At 60.6% G+C, this 14811-nt stretch carries 15 protein-coding genes and 1 tRNA gene; 8 read left to right on the plus strand and 8 right to left on the minus strand.

Annotated elements, in window-relative coordinates:
- Positions 1-13 precede the first annotated feature (13 nt).
- The 3 genes from B5526_RS19150 to hemP all read right to left on the minus strand — a co-directional run bounded on the left by B5526_RS19150 (position 14) and on the right by hemP (position 1766).
- Positions 14-469 (minus strand): FMN-binding protein, encoded by a 456-nt coding sequence (locus tag B5526_RS19150; RefSeq protein WP_079545108.1) that lies wholly within the window; start codon positions 467-469, stop codon positions 14-16.
- Between the two features lie 10 nt (positions 470-479).
- Entirely contained in the window at positions 480-1457 is a 978-nt protein-coding gene (locus B5526_RS19155) for a DUF6662 family protein (RefSeq protein WP_197688356.1), read from the minus strand.
- A gap of 129 nt (positions 1458-1586) precedes the next feature.
- Positions 1587-1766, minus strand: coding sequence for a hemin uptake protein HemP (gene hemP / locus B5526_RS39455; protein ID WP_079540535.1), 180 nt, complete (start codon positions 1764-1766; stop codon positions 1587-1589).
- Between the two features lie 427 nt (positions 1767-2193).
- On the opposite strand from hemP, the gene B5526_RS19165 reads away from it, so the two are divergent.
- The 4 genes from B5526_RS19165 to B5526_RS19180 all read left to right on the plus strand — a co-directional run bounded on the left by B5526_RS19165 (position 2194) and on the right by B5526_RS19180 (position 5613).
- Positions 2194-3783 (plus strand): hypothetical protein, encoded by a 1590-nt coding sequence (locus B5526_RS19165; RefSeq protein ID WP_079545109.1) that lies wholly within the window; start codon positions 2194-2196, stop codon positions 3781-3783.
- A gap of 64 nt (positions 3784-3847) precedes the next feature.
- A complete protein-coding gene (locus tag B5526_RS19170) occupies positions 3848-4318 on the plus strand; it encodes an FMN-binding protein (RefSeq protein ID WP_079540537.1) in 471 nt (156 codons plus the stop codon).
- The gene (locus B5526_RS19175; RefSeq protein WP_079540539.1) at positions 4299-5204 is read left to right on the plus strand and encodes an FAD:protein FMN transferase; all 906 of its coding nucleotides are present in this window, start codon (positions 4299-4301) and stop codon (positions 5202-5204) included. The genes B5526_RS19170 and B5526_RS19175 overlap by 20 nt, the downstream gene beginning before the upstream one ends.
- A complete protein-coding gene (locus tag B5526_RS19180) occupies positions 5194-5613 on the plus strand; it encodes a hypothetical protein (RefSeq protein ID WP_079540541.1) in 420 nt (139 codons plus the stop codon). Before B5526_RS19175 ends, B5526_RS19180 begins: the two co-directional genes overlap by 11 nt.
- Positions 5614-5630: 17 nt before the next feature.
- Here B5526_RS19180 and B5526_RS19185 read toward each other — a convergent pair whose 3' ends face one another.
- Together B5526_RS19185 and trxA are read right to left on the minus strand one after the other, a co-directional pair.
- Positions 5631-6305 carry an LON peptidase substrate-binding domain-containing protein gene (locus B5526_RS19185; protein ID WP_079540543.1) on the minus strand — a complete coding sequence of 225 codons (675 nt, stop codon included), beginning with the start codon at positions 6303-6305 and terminating at the stop codon, positions 5631-5633.
- A 117-nt stretch (positions 6306-6422) separates the two neighbouring features.
- Positions 6423-7346, minus strand: a complete 924-nt coding sequence (gene trxA / locus B5526_RS19190; RefSeq protein ID WP_079540545.1) for a thioredoxin — start codon at positions 7344-7346, stop codon at positions 6423-6425.
- A gap of 241 nt (positions 7347-7587) precedes the next feature.
- Between trxA and B5526_RS19195 the strand changes: the two genes are divergently transcribed.
- Both B5526_RS19195 and B5526_RS19200 read left to right on the plus strand, forming a co-directional pair.
- Positions 7588-8037: an SRPBCC family protein gene (locus B5526_RS19195; protein WP_244562003.1), complete on the plus strand. Its 450-nt coding sequence runs from the start codon at positions 7588-7590 to the stop codon at positions 8035-8037.
- Positions 8038-8197: 160 nt separating this feature from the next.
- Positions 8198-8272 (plus strand) — tRNA-Gly (locus B5526_RS19200).
- A 166-nt stretch (positions 8273-8438) separates the two neighbouring features.
- On the opposite strand, the gene B5526_RS37780 is transcribed toward B5526_RS19200, so the two are convergent.
- Positions 8439-8846: a hypothetical protein gene (locus B5526_RS37780; protein ID WP_154071356.1), complete on the minus strand. Its 408-nt coding sequence runs from the start codon at positions 8844-8846 to the stop codon at positions 8439-8441.
- A gap of 637 nt (positions 8847-9483) precedes the next feature.
- On the opposite strand from B5526_RS37780, the gene B5526_RS19210 reads away from it, so the two are divergent.
- Complete coding sequence (locus B5526_RS19210; RefSeq protein ID WP_154071357.1) at positions 9484-10998, plus strand: hypothetical protein; 1515 nt, start codon at positions 9484-9486, stop codon at positions 10996-10998.
- Positions 10999-11040: 42 nt separating this feature from the next.
- Positions 11041-11532, plus strand: coding sequence for a hypothetical protein (locus B5526_RS19215; RefSeq protein ID WP_079540553.1), 492 nt, complete (start codon positions 11041-11043; stop codon positions 11530-11532).
- A gap of 14 nt (positions 11533-11546) precedes the next feature.
- Here the strand turns inward: B5526_RS19215 and B5526_RS19220 are convergent, their stop codons facing one another.
- Together B5526_RS19220 and B5526_RS19225 are read right to left on the minus strand one after the other, a co-directional pair.
- The gene (locus B5526_RS19220; RefSeq protein WP_079540555.1) at positions 11547-13586 is read right to left on the minus strand and encodes a BTAD domain-containing putative transcriptional regulator; all 2040 of its coding nucleotides are present in this window, start codon (positions 13584-13586) and stop codon (positions 11547-11549) included.
- Positions 13587-13680: 94 nt separating this feature from the next.
- Complete coding sequence (locus tag B5526_RS19225) at positions 13681-14706, minus strand: YcaO-like family protein (protein ID WP_172842067.1); 1026 nt, start codon at positions 14704-14706, stop codon at positions 13681-13683.
- Positions 14707-14811 lie beyond the last annotated feature (105 nt).

The following is a 14811-nucleotide window of genomic DNA, read 5'->3' on the forward strand; positions in this document are numbered from 1 at the left end:
CTATGCCGATACGTCATCCGCCCTTCAGGCTTGACTCATATTTCCGAAGGATGCGCTTGACGCCGTCGGTGACGTGCTTCGACGACAGCGTGGCGCCGCTGATATTCTTGATGTCGGCGTTCAACTCGAGCTGTGAGTTCGCGGTCTTGCCCACGAACTGCGCACGCCACGCGGCGTCGCGCACCTCGTATCCGTAGGACTCCCGGTAGTCCATAATCTCGATCTGCTTGACGGAGCCGTTGGCGTTGATGCCGACGGCCATCGTGATGAACTCATGCTTGCCGACCACCCGGTCGACGACGAAAACTCCGCCATTGGACGTTCGCCAGACGTTGGGTTGCCCGGTGGCGGCAAACGTCGCGCCAGGAAAAATCGTGCGCTGGGCCTGTTCGACGGTGAGATAGGCGGTCGCGTGAGCGGATGTGGAAATGACGGCGAGCGGGATCAGCGCCCATGGACTTGTCTTCATGTCATGCACCTCAGAACGTGTAGCCGGCCTTGAGCCGGAAGCGAAATTTTTCGAAGTCGTTATCGAGGATGTAGCCGTTCACCAGCGCGCCCGGCACGGTGTCGCTGTGCGCCGTGGCCCACGGCATCTGCCAGAGTGCCGTCATGGTGACGAAGAAACGCTCGCCGCCATAATGCAGGGTGGGACCGAGATAGTAGCCGCTGTTCGATTCGTGATTGAATACAAAGCCGTTGTATTCGTGCTCGTTGACGAATTCGAAGCCCGCCGACCAGTTCTCGACAAACCGGTAAGACACCGCGAGCGCGTAGTTGATGTCGGTTTCCTCTTGCCAGCTGGTCGCGGTTCCGGTCGGGTCCGCCGGGTCCAGGAGGTTGCGGAATTCCGGCGCGTAGGTGAAATTGAACGCGACCGTCAACAGATCGTCGAGGAAATTCTTCTGCACGATGATCTTGTTTTCCACCTCGAAGAAGTTCTTGCCGACGGTGGGCTCGGTATACAATGCGAGGCCAAAGACGTCGGTATACGGGCTGAGAATCCGGTAGATCGCCTCGCCGGAAACGCCGACCAGGCGCGCCTTGTTAAAATGATCGTCCGGGCCCGGATAGAAGTCGGCGAATTGCTCCGGCGGCGTGGTCGCTCCGAACGGCCCGTTGTGATAGGCCTGCGTCCAGTTGTAATTGAGATAGAGCGCGACTTGCAGGCGGTCGGTGAGACCGTATTCGAACTCGGTTCGTCCCTCGATCTGGTCGTAAGTGCCGGCGATCTTCTGGTGCCGCCACGTCATCCATTGCTCGACCTCCTTAGCCCCCTGCGGCAGCAGATCGGTAGTGTAGACGTAAGCAAACATCGACTCTTCGGCAGATGCCGCGAAACTGACGAGCGAGAGAATGGCCGCAAAAGCCACGCTGGTGCGCCAGCGTTTACGTCGTTCCGGCGCGGCGGTTGCGTTAGCGATCCGAGCTATCTGTGGTGTGTATCTGTCGTGCATGGCCAGCCGCCTATTGGTCCGCGACGGGACCTTTGTGTTGGCTGGCTGCCGATGCCCTGATGGCAAAGGTGACTGGCTGATGAAATGCTGCGCTTCGCGCTTTGTCCGAAAATGCGTCGGGCGATCCGTCTACTTCGTCAGGATGAGTTTGCCTGCCGCAGTGACTTGCAGGCGATAATCCTCTTGCTCGTGACGAATGATGACCATCCTGTCGCCGCCGAGCAGCTCACGGCTCGAGATCGTTCGCTGTGTCTTTGTGGTCGGCGGCACGGCGGCTTGCCGATCTCGCTCGTTCGGCTTATCCCCCATTGCGTCCCCGCGATATCAAAGCAAACCCCATATCCTTATTTCAAATAGCGGCGCGCCGAAGAGAGCGTCAACAGCTATGATTTAGACGCTCTCAAATTCGAACTTGATCCGCGCGCGCACCACACCGGCATTCCCAAATACGATTAGCGTTGAGAAAACTAGAACCGTTCTAGCTCTCGATCTTCTCACTTTAGTTTTGTTCTAATTCTAAAGTGGAGAGATTCCAGTCGCGGATTTGATTTCTGATTCCAAAAACATTTTGCAACGGTGTTAGTTGCCCCGGCGTCGCGGAGCCTTTGATTTCCGCGTATTTCGGGGGGTCGTCGTCATGTCGTTGTACCGGTTTCCATGCTTGCCTGCGTCGAAATTGCAAAGGGATCGTCGCACAAGGCGAAGGGCGCTGCTCGCGGCAACGGCGATATCGATCATGGGATACGGCAGCGCCTGCGCGGCCAGCGATGACACCAACGAAGTCCTGTTGAAGAAGCTGGAAAAGATGGAGCAGCGCATCGAGACGCTCGAGGCCGAGCTCAAGCAGAAACAGGCGCCGGCCGCCGAGAAGCAGACCTCGGCCACTGACAAGGGCACAAAATCGGCGGCGCCTTCAGCGTCGCCGAAAAGCGCCAATGCGGCGGTGCCAGCGGACCAGCCGCAGGACTCCCAGAGCAAGCAAGATTCGCAGAGCAAGCAGGACTCGCAGAGCAAGCAAGACCCGAAGGCCAAGCCGACATCAAAGTCGAAGCCGCTTGATTCCTCGAAGTTGCCCCCGCTTGATGCTGCGACGCCTGCCCCGGACAAACCGATCCTCGGCCTGGCGCCGTCGCCCGTCGCCGGTCTCAGCATCGGCGCCTATGGCGAAATCAAATTCGGCGTGCAGCAAAATCCGGCCGCCAACGGCGCGTGGCAGAATGGTTTCGATGCGGCGCGCTTCGTGCTGCTGCCGACCTACGCGATCACCGACAACATCATCTTCAACGCCGAGATCGAGTTCGAACACGCCGGTTCGGGTTTCGATGCCGACGACAAGCTGCACGGCACCGCCGAGATCGAGCAGATCTGGATCGACTTCAAGATCATGGATCAATTCAACTGGCGCTCACCCGGCGTCGACCTGGTGCCGATCGGCTATATCAATCAGCATCATGAACCGACGCAGTTTTACAGCGTCAATCGCCCCGAACTCTATAATGGCCTGATTCCGTCCACGTGGTTCGCGGGCGCGAGCAGCGTCTACGGGACGATTGCGGACGGTCTGACCTATCAGGTCCAGGTCTCCTCCAGCATTGAGGATTTTGGTGGCGACTTCGGTCTCCGCACCGCCGCGAATACCGTTCCTCCCTTCCCCGCAGGCTATATGGCCGGCATTGACGGTCTTAACGCGCTCGGTTTCTCGCGTCCGGTACGCGGAGGTTTTGCGCAGCTCAACGATACCCTCGCCTACGCCGGGCGGCTCGATTTCAGTCCGGCATTCCTGCCCGGCTTTGCCAGCAGCGTGAGCGGTTACTTCAGTCCCGACATCACCCCGCGCGGCGCCTATGCGGATACGGGTGCTTTGCTCGGACGCAACAGCGTCGGAATATTCGACGTTGAGGCCCGCTACCGTGTGCCCGACACCGGGCTCGAGCTGCGCGGCGAATATGTCCGCGTCGATTTCAGCCATCCGGAAAACCTCCGCGCCAACAACGACACCGACCCGACCAACAATGTTGGAAAATCGATGTTCGGCTATTCCGGCGAGATCGCCTATCACGTGCCGATGGGCACCATCCTGAACAGCGATTGGGAGGCGGTGCCGTTCTATCGCTACACCTACGAGAATTTACAGACCGGCGGCTTTGCCGGCACCGATGCCAATCTGCCGACTGGCGCCGGCCAGCGCCAATTCCACACCGCGGGTCTTGCGATCTTCCCGTCACCCAAATTGGTGCTTAAGGCAACCTATCAACGGGTGATCGACAAGAGCATCACCGGCGCGCTTTCGGATTCGTTTCTTGGCGGCGTTGGATTTTTCTTTTGATCCCGATGCGAGCGCGCTGACACAAACGCGCGCTTGAAGGAAAGTGACAGGAGCCAGCTGAATTATGACTTGGGTTCGATACACCTTGCCCGCCGCGGCGATCGTGTCGGTCGCCTCGCCCGCTTATGCGATGCAATATCTCTCGATCGAAGAAGCGCAGAAGCAGGCATTTCCCTCAGCAACGCACTTCTCCGAGGTGCAGGCCGGCCGGGTCTGGAAGGCCGAGGCCGGCGGAAAAGTTGCCGGATTTTTCATTTTCGACCGGGTGGTCGGGAAGCACCTCTTTATCGACTACGCGGTGGCTTTGACGCCGAGCGGCGCCGTCCACAGCGTCGAGATCCTGCAATACCGGGAATCCTATGGCGGCGAGATCAGGAGCCCGAGCTGGCTTGCGCAATTCGTCGGCAAGACCAGCGGCAGCGCGCTGAAGATCAATGGCGATATCCGCAACATCGCCGGCGCGACCTTGTCGTCGACCCATGTCACCGAGGGCGTGAAGCGAGTATTGGCAGCCTATGGCAATCGTCTCCGATAAAGTCCGCCGCGCGCGGCCGCTGCTCGGCACGTTTGTCGAGATCGAGGTCGCAGGGGCGGCCAGATCCGAACTTGATGCCGCGATCGATGCCGCGTTCGAGGCCGTTGCGCGCGTCCATCGGCTGATGAGCTTTCACGAGCGGGACTCGGACGTCAGCCGCCTCAACCGCGAGGCCTTTGTTCGGCCCGTCAACGTTCACGCCTGGACATTCCAGGTCCTGCAAGTCGCCGTCGACATGCATCGCCAGACAAAAGGCATTTTCGACGTCGCGATTGCACCGGCGTTGCAGGCCATGGAATTGCTGCCCCGGCTGGAGGGTGATGCTGCAATTGCCACGGAAGCGCGGTCGTTCGATGCGATCGAACTGCTTCCTGACAACATCGTCCGTTTTCGGCATCCCCATGTCAGGATCGATCTCGGCGGAATTGCAAAGGGTTTTGCCGTCGATCGCGCACTGGAGACGCTGCGCGGCTTCGGCGTCTCCGGCGGGATGGTGAACGCCGGCGGCGATCTCGCCGCATTCGGACCGGACCCGCAGACGATCCATATTCGCCATCCCTGCGATCCCCGCCGCCTGCTCTGCGCCGTCGAGATCACCGACGAAGCGCTGGCCTCGACGGCGCGCCGCTTCGATCCGTTTCGGTCGGCGGAAACGACGGCGTCTGCGATCATCGATCCCTTAACCGGCAAACCCGCTGACGTGGTCGATGGCGTTACCGTGCGCGCGCGGTCGTGCATGCTCGCCGACGCATTGACCAAGATCGTCATGGTTTCCGGGACCGACGCGCTTCGATGGCTTGAGCATTACAACGCGAGTGCGCTAATGGTCTCCGGCGACAGCGACATTCGCATCACCCCCGACTGGCAAGTAAACCTTGCGGCTTAAATCCTCATTTCGCCGATCAATCTATGCGGCCTTCGCGGTGCTGTTCCTGACCGGCGCCGTGTGGCTGGTCGCGGATTGGCAAAAGGATATTTCACCCGACGAGGTCTGGCAGCAGCTAGCTGCCACCATGCTGATGGTGCACGGCGGTGCCGCGATGATCACGCTGTTGCTGTTGGGTGCTCTGATCCCGATCCACTTGCTGCGCTCGTGGCGGGCCGCGAAAAATCGCATTTCGGGATCGGTCATGGTCGCATTCAATGCGGTGCTGATCGTCACCGCCTTCGGACTTTATTATCTTGGGTCGGAAGCCGTGCGGCCCTGGATGAGCTGGATCCATATCGCCGCGGGGATTTCCGTGGCGCTGTCATTTCCCGTTCATATTCTTTTGGGTAGGCGGAAGTTGCCTTAAGCCGCAAGCGTTTTCGATCACTGCAGCGGCGGATCGCCGCTGGTGCGCTTTTTGGCGAGGTCCATTTCGGTGACCGCGATCAGGATTTCGGCGCGGGTTTTCAAATCGGGCGCTTCCAGCATTGCTTGCTTTTCCGCAGGTCCATAAGGCGACATCATCGCCAGCGCATTGACCAGCGCCTCGTTCGGCGCGCTCTCGACGCCTTCCCAATCGACCTTGAGATTGTTGGCTTGGAGAAAATCCGTCAGCACCGTCAGCAGCGCCTCGCGATCCACCGCCTCTTCGCCCTTGCGTGCGGTAAAGTCGTCGATATAGGGGAAGTAATCCACCTTGCATTGACGATAGGCGGTCAACACGGTCATCTCCTCGACCACCTTGAAACGCGCGATGCCGGTGAGTTCGAGGATGTAGCGGCCGTCGCCGGATTCGGCGAGCTGGGTCATGCGCCCGACGCAGCCGACGCGAAACAGCGCGGGTCTTGATTCGTTCGGCGAATGCGTGACATCCGGCTGGATCATCCCGATCAGCCGATGGCCGTCGCGCAGCGCGTCGTCCACCATCGCGAGATAACGCGGCTCGAAGATGTTGAGCGGCATCTGGCCGCGCGGCAGCAGCAGCGCGCCGGGCAGCGGGAATACCGGGATCACCTCGGGAAGGTCGCCGGGCCCGCGATATTCGGCATTGATCGGCATGCTGCGGTCCCGGTGCTAGTGCATGAGGCTCTAACGCTGCGCGCGTATCATGATCGCAAAACCGGCGCCCCACTCTCCGGTCAGTTCCGAGGGCATGCTTTTCCCGGAATACACGGCTCACGAGAAAAGGATCGTCGACAATCGCTTTCGTCCCTCGGTGGTGGCCTCATCAGTCGGTCCCCACGCCTCGAAGAACTGCACCAACTGCTTGCGCGCGCCGTCGTCATTCCATTTGCGATCGCGCTTGACGATTTCGAGCAGCTGATGGGTCGCGTCAGCGCGCTTGCCCGAAGCGTTGAGCGCGGTCGCCAGATCGAATCGAGCCTGATGATCGAGTGGGTTTGCGGCGACTTTCTGTTCCAGTTCGGTGACCGGGCCGAGCGACTTGGCCTGCTCGGCGAGATCGATCGCGGCCTGCACGGCCTTGACTGCCGGATCATTGCGTTTCGATTCCGGCACCATGGCCAGCGTCTGCTTGGCCTGCTCGATGGCGCCGGTCGCCATGTAGGCTTTGGCGAGCCCGGCAAGCGCTGCGATGTTGGTGGCGTCAGCGGCCAGCACTTCGGCGTAGATTTGCGCGGCGGTGGCGGGATCGCCTTCCGCCAGCACGGCTTCCGCCTCTTTGAGGATTTCCGCGATATTGGGCTCGCCGGCGCCGGGCACGCCCGCGGTCAATTTGTTGATGAACGCCGTCACCTGGCTTTCCGGGATCGCACCCATGAATCCGTCGGCGGGCTGGCCGTTGACGAAGGCGATCACAGCGGGGATCGACTGGATTCCCATCTGGCCCGGGATCGCCGGATGCTCGTCGATATTCATCTTGACCAGCTTGACCTTGCCCTTGGCGGCGCGCACCGCCTTTTCAAGCAGTGGCGTGAGCTGGCGGCACGGGCCGCACCATGGCGCCCAGAAGTCGATCAATACCGGCTGGCGCTTCGACTCCTCGATGACGTCCTTCACGAACGTCTGGGTCGTCGTCTCCTTGATCAGATCGGCCGCCGCCTGCGGCGCCGGTCCACTACCCTGTTCTACGATCGTCACGGGATTCCTCGCCTGATGTCTTGAAAGGTTGGGCCCGTTCTAGCACGGCCCGGTGGGATGGTTCAGGAGTTCTGTTCACCTAAGTGGCGGCTGGGGCGGAAATTTCAATCGGTTCCGGCGACGGCGCCTGAGGGTTGGTCGGATCGGAGATCGGGTGGGCGGCAGGCCTCCGCAAGCCCATCATCGTGCCACCTATTCCCAACGAAGGAATTGAGCGATGGCAAAGGCTGATTACTCCACAATGTTCGCGCAGCCCGCCCCGGAGATGTGGAAAATCGTTCGCGATTTCAACAACTATCCGGTCTGGGTCGGCGGCGCCGGCGAAAGCCGGATCGAGGACGGCAAGACAGGCGACACCGTCAGCGCGGTCAGGAGCGTGCGCTACCAGGATCGGCACATCCGCCAGCGCCTGCTGGCCCAATCCGACGTCGAGCGGTCGCAAACCTACGAATTCTGCGGTGAGCCGACCCTGCCGGTCACCGGCTTTCAGGCCACCTTACGGATCACGCCGGTGGTGGATGGCGATCGCGCCTTCGTCGAATGGTGGGCGACCTTTGATTGCGAGCCGCTCCGCCGCGAGGAACTGACCGGAACCCTCCAAGGCTCGTTCGGCAGATGGCTCGAATCGCTGCGTGCCACGCTGCAAAGCCAAGCCCACAGCCTGCGGTCGGAGGACGCGGCGGCAGGTTAACCGCCGCGAGGCGGCCGTTTTGAGCCGATTTCGCCATATATCCTGCGATATCCGGACTTTTAGCCGGTTCCAACCCTCGCCCCGGCTGTTGCATTCGTAAGCCGCATTTGGCATAGCTCTGCCGTTGCCGGCGCGCGATCGCCGCCGCCAATCATCGGATGCGGGTGTAGCTCAGTGGTAGAGCACGACCTTGCCAAGGTCGGGGTCGAGGGTTCGAGCCCCTTCGCCCGCTCCAGATTTTCTTGGCAATTGGATAACTTCTGACGAACCGGACCGTCTGCGTGTCCGGTTCGGCTAAGCCGCGCGCCCAAAGCTGCGGCGCGATGCTCGCGGCGCCTCTAAAGAGGCCAGTTTCCCCGTCGCCGCGCCGCGGATAGCAGTGTGGACGTTCTCCCGAATACTCACGAGCGATTTGAACCGGGCCCGGCCTGCTCGATCGCGTCAAAGATCCATCCGTGACATTGGCCGCTGTTCTTGTCGGTTCCGACCGCGCGCAACCGGCGCAGCTCATCGGGAGGCGTCGCGAGAATCGCAACTGTGCCGAGAGCGGGGAAAAAAGAGCCGTCCCGAACGTGGGACGGCAGTTCAGGGAGGATCGTGAAGATGGAAGCCTCCAACAGGTCGATCGCGCGTTGTGCGTAGATGCGGCTTCCGAGACCGCCATCCGCGCGGCGCTCGGTAATCGTCAGAAGATCGCCGCGCAACTCGACAATGAGGGTCTCCCGATGCGGCTTGCTTGTCGGAATGTGCGGGGCTTCGCAGCTCGAGAATTGGAGCCTGTTCTTCATGCGGATCGAGAAGTCGGCCATTCCGTCGTCCCAGGCTGATCGGCTAGGATTGAGAGATTGATCGGGGTTGGGCGCCTTTAGCGACGGCCGATTGGCGGGCTTTGCGCTTCGATCCAAACCCATGTTCGGACACGGCCCGTGTCGCGCGGGCAATCGGGACAATGCGGTCGCGCCAGGAGAGAAAACCTCCGCGCGTGCCAGGCAGGCCGCGATGCCGAGGTCCCCGGTGAACTCGACGCGGGCAATGCCCTGGCGCCGAAAAACTTCGTCCTTGAAATAGAAATAGCGCACTATTTGCTTTCCCTGTTGCGGTTGCGGCGGCATCGTCCAAGCGCAAGTATGGGCAGGGAGCGTGAGGGCAGCGTGAAAAGCCCTCTTGGCGGTGAGCAAAGGTCATTTCACGCTGGGCTAACGGCGGGTGTGGCGAAATAGCCATCGAAGGGGCACTCAGATGAGCGCACACGGAACGATCTCTCTTTGGACTGCACGTGCGATTCAGCCCCGCGCAACTGGCCGGGAGGCTGACGCGGCGCCGGACGTCGTCCCGCCCGGGTTTAGACACTTCCTCGGGGACCCCGGTCCTTCGCAGCAATTCGCGATCGACGGGGAGCCTTTCAACCCGAAGGATTCGGGTCAGCGGATACGGGCTGGAGGCTTAATGGAGAAGCTCGCGGGTATCATCCAGTTCGAACCCGCGAAAGACTTCAATCCGGATATTCCCAGTGGCTACACGTATTTTCTGCAATTGATTGCGCATGACCTCGTTCAAAGCTCGCTATTTTTGTCACGCAATCAAAGCAGCGTGCTCGGCCTCAGCAACGTCCGCAGCAGGCCCTTGCGGCTTGAGACGATCTTTGGCGGCGGCCCTGTCCAATGTCCGTACGCTTATGAAGTGAGCGACAGTGGCTTTCGCGATCGTCTTCGGCTTGGAGGGGTACGTAGCGATGGTGAGTGCAATATTGATACGGGTGATTTGAGAGACGTTGCGCGCGCGCGCGCAACCGGAGTGCTTGCTAAAGAAGGATATCCCGAAGCGCTAATCCCAGACGCACGTAATGACTCACATGCTATTTTGTCGCAAATCGTGGTCATGCTTCATCACCTTCAAAATCAGATACTCGAAAATCTTTCTGCCAATGCAAAGATCCGTTCGACGGGAAGTCCGTTTATTGACGCGCAAAGGAAGTTTGTCGCGACACAGTCGGCATGTGCATTGATTTACCGTAGGATTATTCGAGACGACGTTTTGCCTAAGATTTTGCACCCCGATGTTCGTGCCGCATACGAGTCGGGGGTCATTCAAGTCATTGACCGCCCACAGGGTCTCGACAACGGCCCGTGGTTGGTACCGCTGGAATTCTCTTTTGGCTTTTTTCGTTTCGGTCACGCAATGATCCGGGCAAAATATTCGTTCAATCCAGAGACACCGCCGCCGTATGGCCGCCTCGGTCTGACTGAAATTATCGAGCACACCTCGGAAAAGAACCCCGCTCTAATGCCGTTTGAGAATAGTTGGACGATCGATTGGCAGCGGTTTTTCGGCAACGGCGAGGCGACGAATTTCAGCGTGAGAATTGGGCCATGGTCCCGCATGGACATCGAGAACGCCGTCCGGGGAAGTGAGCCAAACGAGCCGGGGCTGACGGTTCGCGATCTGACGAGTTCAATTGCGACGCAACCCTGGTCAGTTCGTGCCTTGGCCGAAACGCTGAGCAAGACGCACGGGAAACTGTTCCGGTCGTCGCCGTATCTGGCGGGCGCTCTGGACGACCCGAAGAATCCACCCTGGTACGCCGCCGTCTCGCTCTGGCTGTCGGATCGCCGATGCAGGCCTGGGCAAACCTTGAACGATGATGAAATCAGAATCCTGGCAGCCGATCCGCCGATTCCGTTTTTCGCCCGCTTCGAAGCCGGAGTGGATCCCAACATCGAGGGGAGGCATCTTGGCGTGCTGACGTCGATCGTAGTGGCGGATGTGTTCTACGGTATTTTCCAGTATGATCGCCTTCTGGGCGCCGACGGCAACCAGGACCTTGCAGGCCAACTGCAGCACGTATCGGAACTCGTTTTCGACGGAGAGCCCGGCGCATTTCCCGGCTTGGAGAGCATCACGACGGTGAATAGCCTCATCGATTTCCTCGGTGCTCGAATCAAATTCCCGATCGGCGGGTAGCCGATATCAAACATGATGCAAGCAACAGGAGCGAGGTGGAACATGGGACGTCAAAAGATCACGATTGGCCCGAACGATTATCCCGCCTGGGGTAAGCTCGTGAAGTCGTGGGCGACCGGCAAGAACTACGTTGATTATGTGATGACGGAAGAAAACCCCGTGCCCCCCACGGAAGAAATGCCTCCCAAATACCCCAAGCCAAGATCGTTCGGAGAATTCTGGGATCAGTGCGGCTCGGCGCACGTGGGCCTCGTTTTCGACGACGGAAACAACACGCCCGTGCCCCGTGACGGAGGCATAGGCCTGATCGTGCTACAAGGCGATTCGGACGTCTTTGTTCTCCGGGTGCCGCCTAAGGAGATACTCGTCGACCACGAAAACAGATTCATCAACGGCGCAACCTATCAACTCCCGCCGTTCTACGCGCGCATATTCGGGGGACAGCCACTCCCGGCGGAATACGCTACCAAGGTCAAAAGAATGACGATCCACGCTGAGCGCATCGGCGAATATACGCTCAATACCTGCGGCTGAGGCCGTATCGGCGTTCACCAGACGCCGAACTCGATACCTTCGATGGGAGCGCCGGCCGCGGCAAGACCCGCGGCCAGACGCTCCCAGTCTCCGCGGGTCGCGATTGGAAAGACATGCAGCAGCCAGCGCGCCATGCTTTCGCGCGTCGGCACCTGCTGGCCGTGCCAGTCGGCGGCAACCCTGTCCAACGCCCTCTCAAATTCCGCTTTTGCCTCGTTGAGGCGGCCGAGTTGGGCCTTGGCCGCGCAGCCCCAGATCATGAAGGCTGGAGACATCCCGAGCTCCTCGCGAGACGCGTCAATGCACCCCGCGTAATCAGAGCATAGAAACTTGATCGCACCGGAATACGCCACCTGTGGCGCCGCGGGCATCGGCGTGATCCCGAGTGACGCGGCTGACAGGGTCGCAGCGCGCTCGTATTCACCGCAATAAGCAAAAATCTGACCTGATGCCATCAGGGTCCAGGGATCGTTTTCGTTCAAATCAACGGCAAGCGCGGCGTGCAGCGTCGACTTGTCCACGCGACCGAGCAGTTGGTAGGTCCACGCGAGACTGAGCTGCGCACGCGAATCGAGCGGATCGAGCTGAACCGCACGTTGAGCTATTTGCAGTGTCTCCAGATGCTTGGCAGTATCCCGAAATTGGCCGGGAAGCGCGATGTGCGCGATGTTGCGATACTGAACCAGGCCACTCAACGCGGGGGAGAAATCAGGCGCATCGGCGATCAGGCTCTCGACCAACGCGGCGGCCGCCGGCCAATCCTTTGAGGCCATTTGCAGCAGCAGGGCTTGCCCGCGCAGCCATCGGTCATGGATTTCCAGGGTCACTTCACTTCCGGTTGCAAGACGGCGCAGTCGCTCGGCGGAGACGTGGATATTCAAGGCCATGGCGATCTGGCGGACGATACGCTCCTGGGTCTCGAACCACGCGGCCAGAGTGATGGAATAGCGTTCGCTCCAAATGCATACGGAAGTCGATGCATCTCGCAGAGTGACAACGAGCCGAACCGTGCCGCTCGATTCATAGGTGCTGCCCTCGACAATATACTCGGGCGGGGATGACCAGCTTCTCGGCTCCGGTTCCCAGAGTGGAGACAAGGTTCGTACCGACCATTCGCGGAAACGCGTCAGACAGGCAACGAATTCGTGACGAAATCCATTGACGACGTGGCGCATGTCCTCGGGTACCCCGCTCGCGTCGAACGTGCAGACAGATATCAACAGCCGCTTTGGAGCGGACGTTTCGCGTGATGCACCCTGCAAGGTTGGGGCAATCGTGGAGGCTTGCGGGGGTTCGCTTAGGTTGGGCATCTGCTTGATGCCGACGATCAAGGCTTGGGTTTCGTTGGATGGCTCGATGTCGTAGTCCGCCTCCAGAAGATCCCAGAGAGACTTGTAGATCTTCAAGGCTCCGCCAATGTCGCCCCGCGCCGCGCGCGCGCGAATGAGGTGCCGGCACGCGATCTCGTGCGTGGGATCGAGATTTAGCAGGGCCAAAGCGGCGGCACTCGCCTCAGGGGAATCCCCTTCGGCCGGCAGCAAGCGTTCGAGCGCGAGTGTCAGCCGGTCAAGAAGCAGTTGGCGCTTGGTCAGCAACCAGACCTGGAAGGCCGGATCGACGTTGTCGAGGCCGGAAAGCAGAGTTTCCGTGATGCGCTGGCCATCGAGTAGCCGCGAATGCACCGTGCCTTGCGCCGCGGCGGCGAGCACCTCGTCAACGTCGCAGGTGCGCCGTTCACGGACCAGCGACAGGGTTTGCTTGTCGACCCGGAACCCCGCAAAACCCGCACTATCGAAGGCCAGCTTGATGTCATGCACGGCCTGCCGCAACGAAGCTCGCGCGTGCTCTTCGTCGCTCTCGCTCCACAAGATACCGACAAGACGCTCGCGTGTGTCCTGCGCATTATCGGAAAGAGCGAGATAGGCCGTCAGGGCTTTGGCCTTGCGCGTCGCAAGCGAAATCTCACGCCCATCGATTTCGGCTGCGAAATCTCCGAGGAGACGGAGGGTCAGTCGCCCACTCGCCGGCGTTTCAGTAATGCCGCCCTTTGCCACCTCTGACGCTCCACCTAATTGCGCGCCTCATGGTCAAACATGCCTGCCTAAACCTACGAAATGCGACCAATTGGCGTCCAGTGATATCTTCACATTAGAGCAATGGTGTCTCGTGCTCGGCGATATCCGACCCCTTATCGCGCGCCTTGGCAAACCGCTTCGTCGAGACAGCTGCTGAAAAAGGTTGCAGGTCCGGCGAAACTGCCCTTGCGGCGGCAACTCCGATGTCGTGCCGCGTGTGGTCGACCAGAAAGAGCCGAACGCCGCAGTTGCGCAGATGGCCTACCAGTCCCTTGAGCCCCAGGGCCGCGGCCGGCCCGTTCGCGGCGTGCCGCGACATATCCCGCGGATGTAGAAGCTCGCAGTCCGCCGCCGCGAACTCCGCACGACGGAGATGGCGGCGATCCGCCTCGTTGAGCACCGCATCGCCACCCTCGGCGCGCTTGGTCTGCGCGATCGGCGCTGCCATTTCCATTTGGCACATTTCGAGGACCGCGGCCCTCGCCGCATCGCTCGCGGTCAGTCTGGACGACAACCCGCATGCCATTCCTCGACCGTCATGGTCCATCGACACCGCCGCAACGACCGGGACGCCATTGTCGGTCGTGATGTCGAGCAGCACGGTTCGCCGTGCTGTCTCTCCTTGGCGAAGTCGCTCGATCAGTTCAGCCCCGGCTTTGGTCGCCGGATGCTCCAGTGCGAAACGCTTCGGGCGGAAACCGCCCAGCCACCACAGGGCGGCTGCATCGCGCTCGCAGAGCTCCAAAACTGCACGAAGAGCGGCTGTCTCGAAGCTCGGTCCTGCGGCTGCACCTGAAGACAAGGCGCCGACCGGTTCGATCGCCCGTCGTGTCGGCGACCGCCTGAGGCAGAGATCGGCTGGCAGCAACGCGATATCTCCAGTCGACGCGTCAGACCCGGCAGTCCAGTCAATTGTCCGGTCGGCGTGTGACACGGCCTCGGCAATCCAGCCGTCTGCGACAAAATTCGTTCGGTCGCTAGCGGCTGCCTCGATGTCGCCCGGCCTCTCAAACTGGGAAAGAAACTCGGCCGCCTCACCCAGACACGAGACAAGCGCTGATGCCAACGTCTCACCATTTCCCGCGACGCTCAGGCGCACCGCGCCAGAGGCCGCGGTCGGATCGGCGTCGATCGTTACCTCACCGCCAATGCAGTGAAGGCCTGGCGCAAATGGAGATGCAATCGAGAAAACGCGTGTCAGACG

Origin of the sequence: Bradyrhizobium lablabi (genome assembly GCF_900141755.1) — a bacterium.
GTDB classification, from domain to species: Bacteria; Pseudomonadota; Alphaproteobacteria; order Rhizobiales; family Xanthobacteraceae; genus Bradyrhizobium; species Bradyrhizobium lablabi_A.

What these genes read in the sequence shown, in the direction of transcription:
- B5526_RS19215 (WP_079540553.1), top strand. Translation starts at nt 11,041, where the DNA reads ATGGGACGTCAAAAGATCACGATTGGCCCGAACGATTATCCCGCCTGG.
- B5526_RS19170 (WP_079540537.1), top strand. Translation starts at nt 3,848, where the DNA reads ATGACTTGGGTTCGATACACCTTGCCCGCCGCGGCGATCGTGTCGGTC.
- B5526_RS19195 (WP_244562003.1), top strand. Translation starts at nt 7,588, where the DNA reads ATGTTCGCGCAGCCCGCCCCGGAGATGTGGAAAATCGTTCGCGATTTC.
- B5526_RS19210 (WP_154071357.1), top strand. Translation starts at nt 9,484, where the DNA reads ATGGAGAAGCTCGCGGGTATCATCCAGTTCGAACCCGCGAAAGACTTC.
- B5526_RS19165 (WP_079545109.1), top strand. Translation starts at nt 2,194, where the DNA reads ATGGGATACGGCAGCGCCTGCGCGGCCAGCGATGACACCAACGAAGTC.
- B5526_RS19155 (WP_197688356.1), bottom strand. Translation starts at nt 1,457, where the DNA reads ATGCACGACAGATACACACCACAGATAGCTCGGATCGCTAACGCAACC.
- B5526_RS19150 (WP_079545108.1), bottom strand. Translation starts at nt 469, where the DNA reads ATGAAGACAAGTCCATGGGCGCTGATCCCGCTCGCCGTCATTTCCACA.
- hemP (WP_079540535.1), bottom strand. Translation starts at nt 1,766, where the DNA reads ATGGGGGATAAGCCGAACGAGCGAGATCGGCAAGCCGCCGTGCCGCCG.
- B5526_RS37780 (WP_154071356.1), bottom strand. Translation starts at nt 8,846, where the DNA reads ATGGCCGACTTCTCGATCCGCATGAAGAACAGGCTCCAATTCTCGAGC.
- B5526_RS19185 (WP_079540543.1), bottom strand. Translation starts at nt 6,305, where the DNA reads ATGCCGATCAATGCCGAATATCGCGGGCCCGGCGACCTTCCCGAGGTG.
- B5526_RS19175 (WP_079540539.1), top strand. Translation starts at nt 4,299, where the DNA reads ATGGCAATCGTCTCCGATAAAGTCCGCCGCGCGCGGCCGCTGCTCGGC.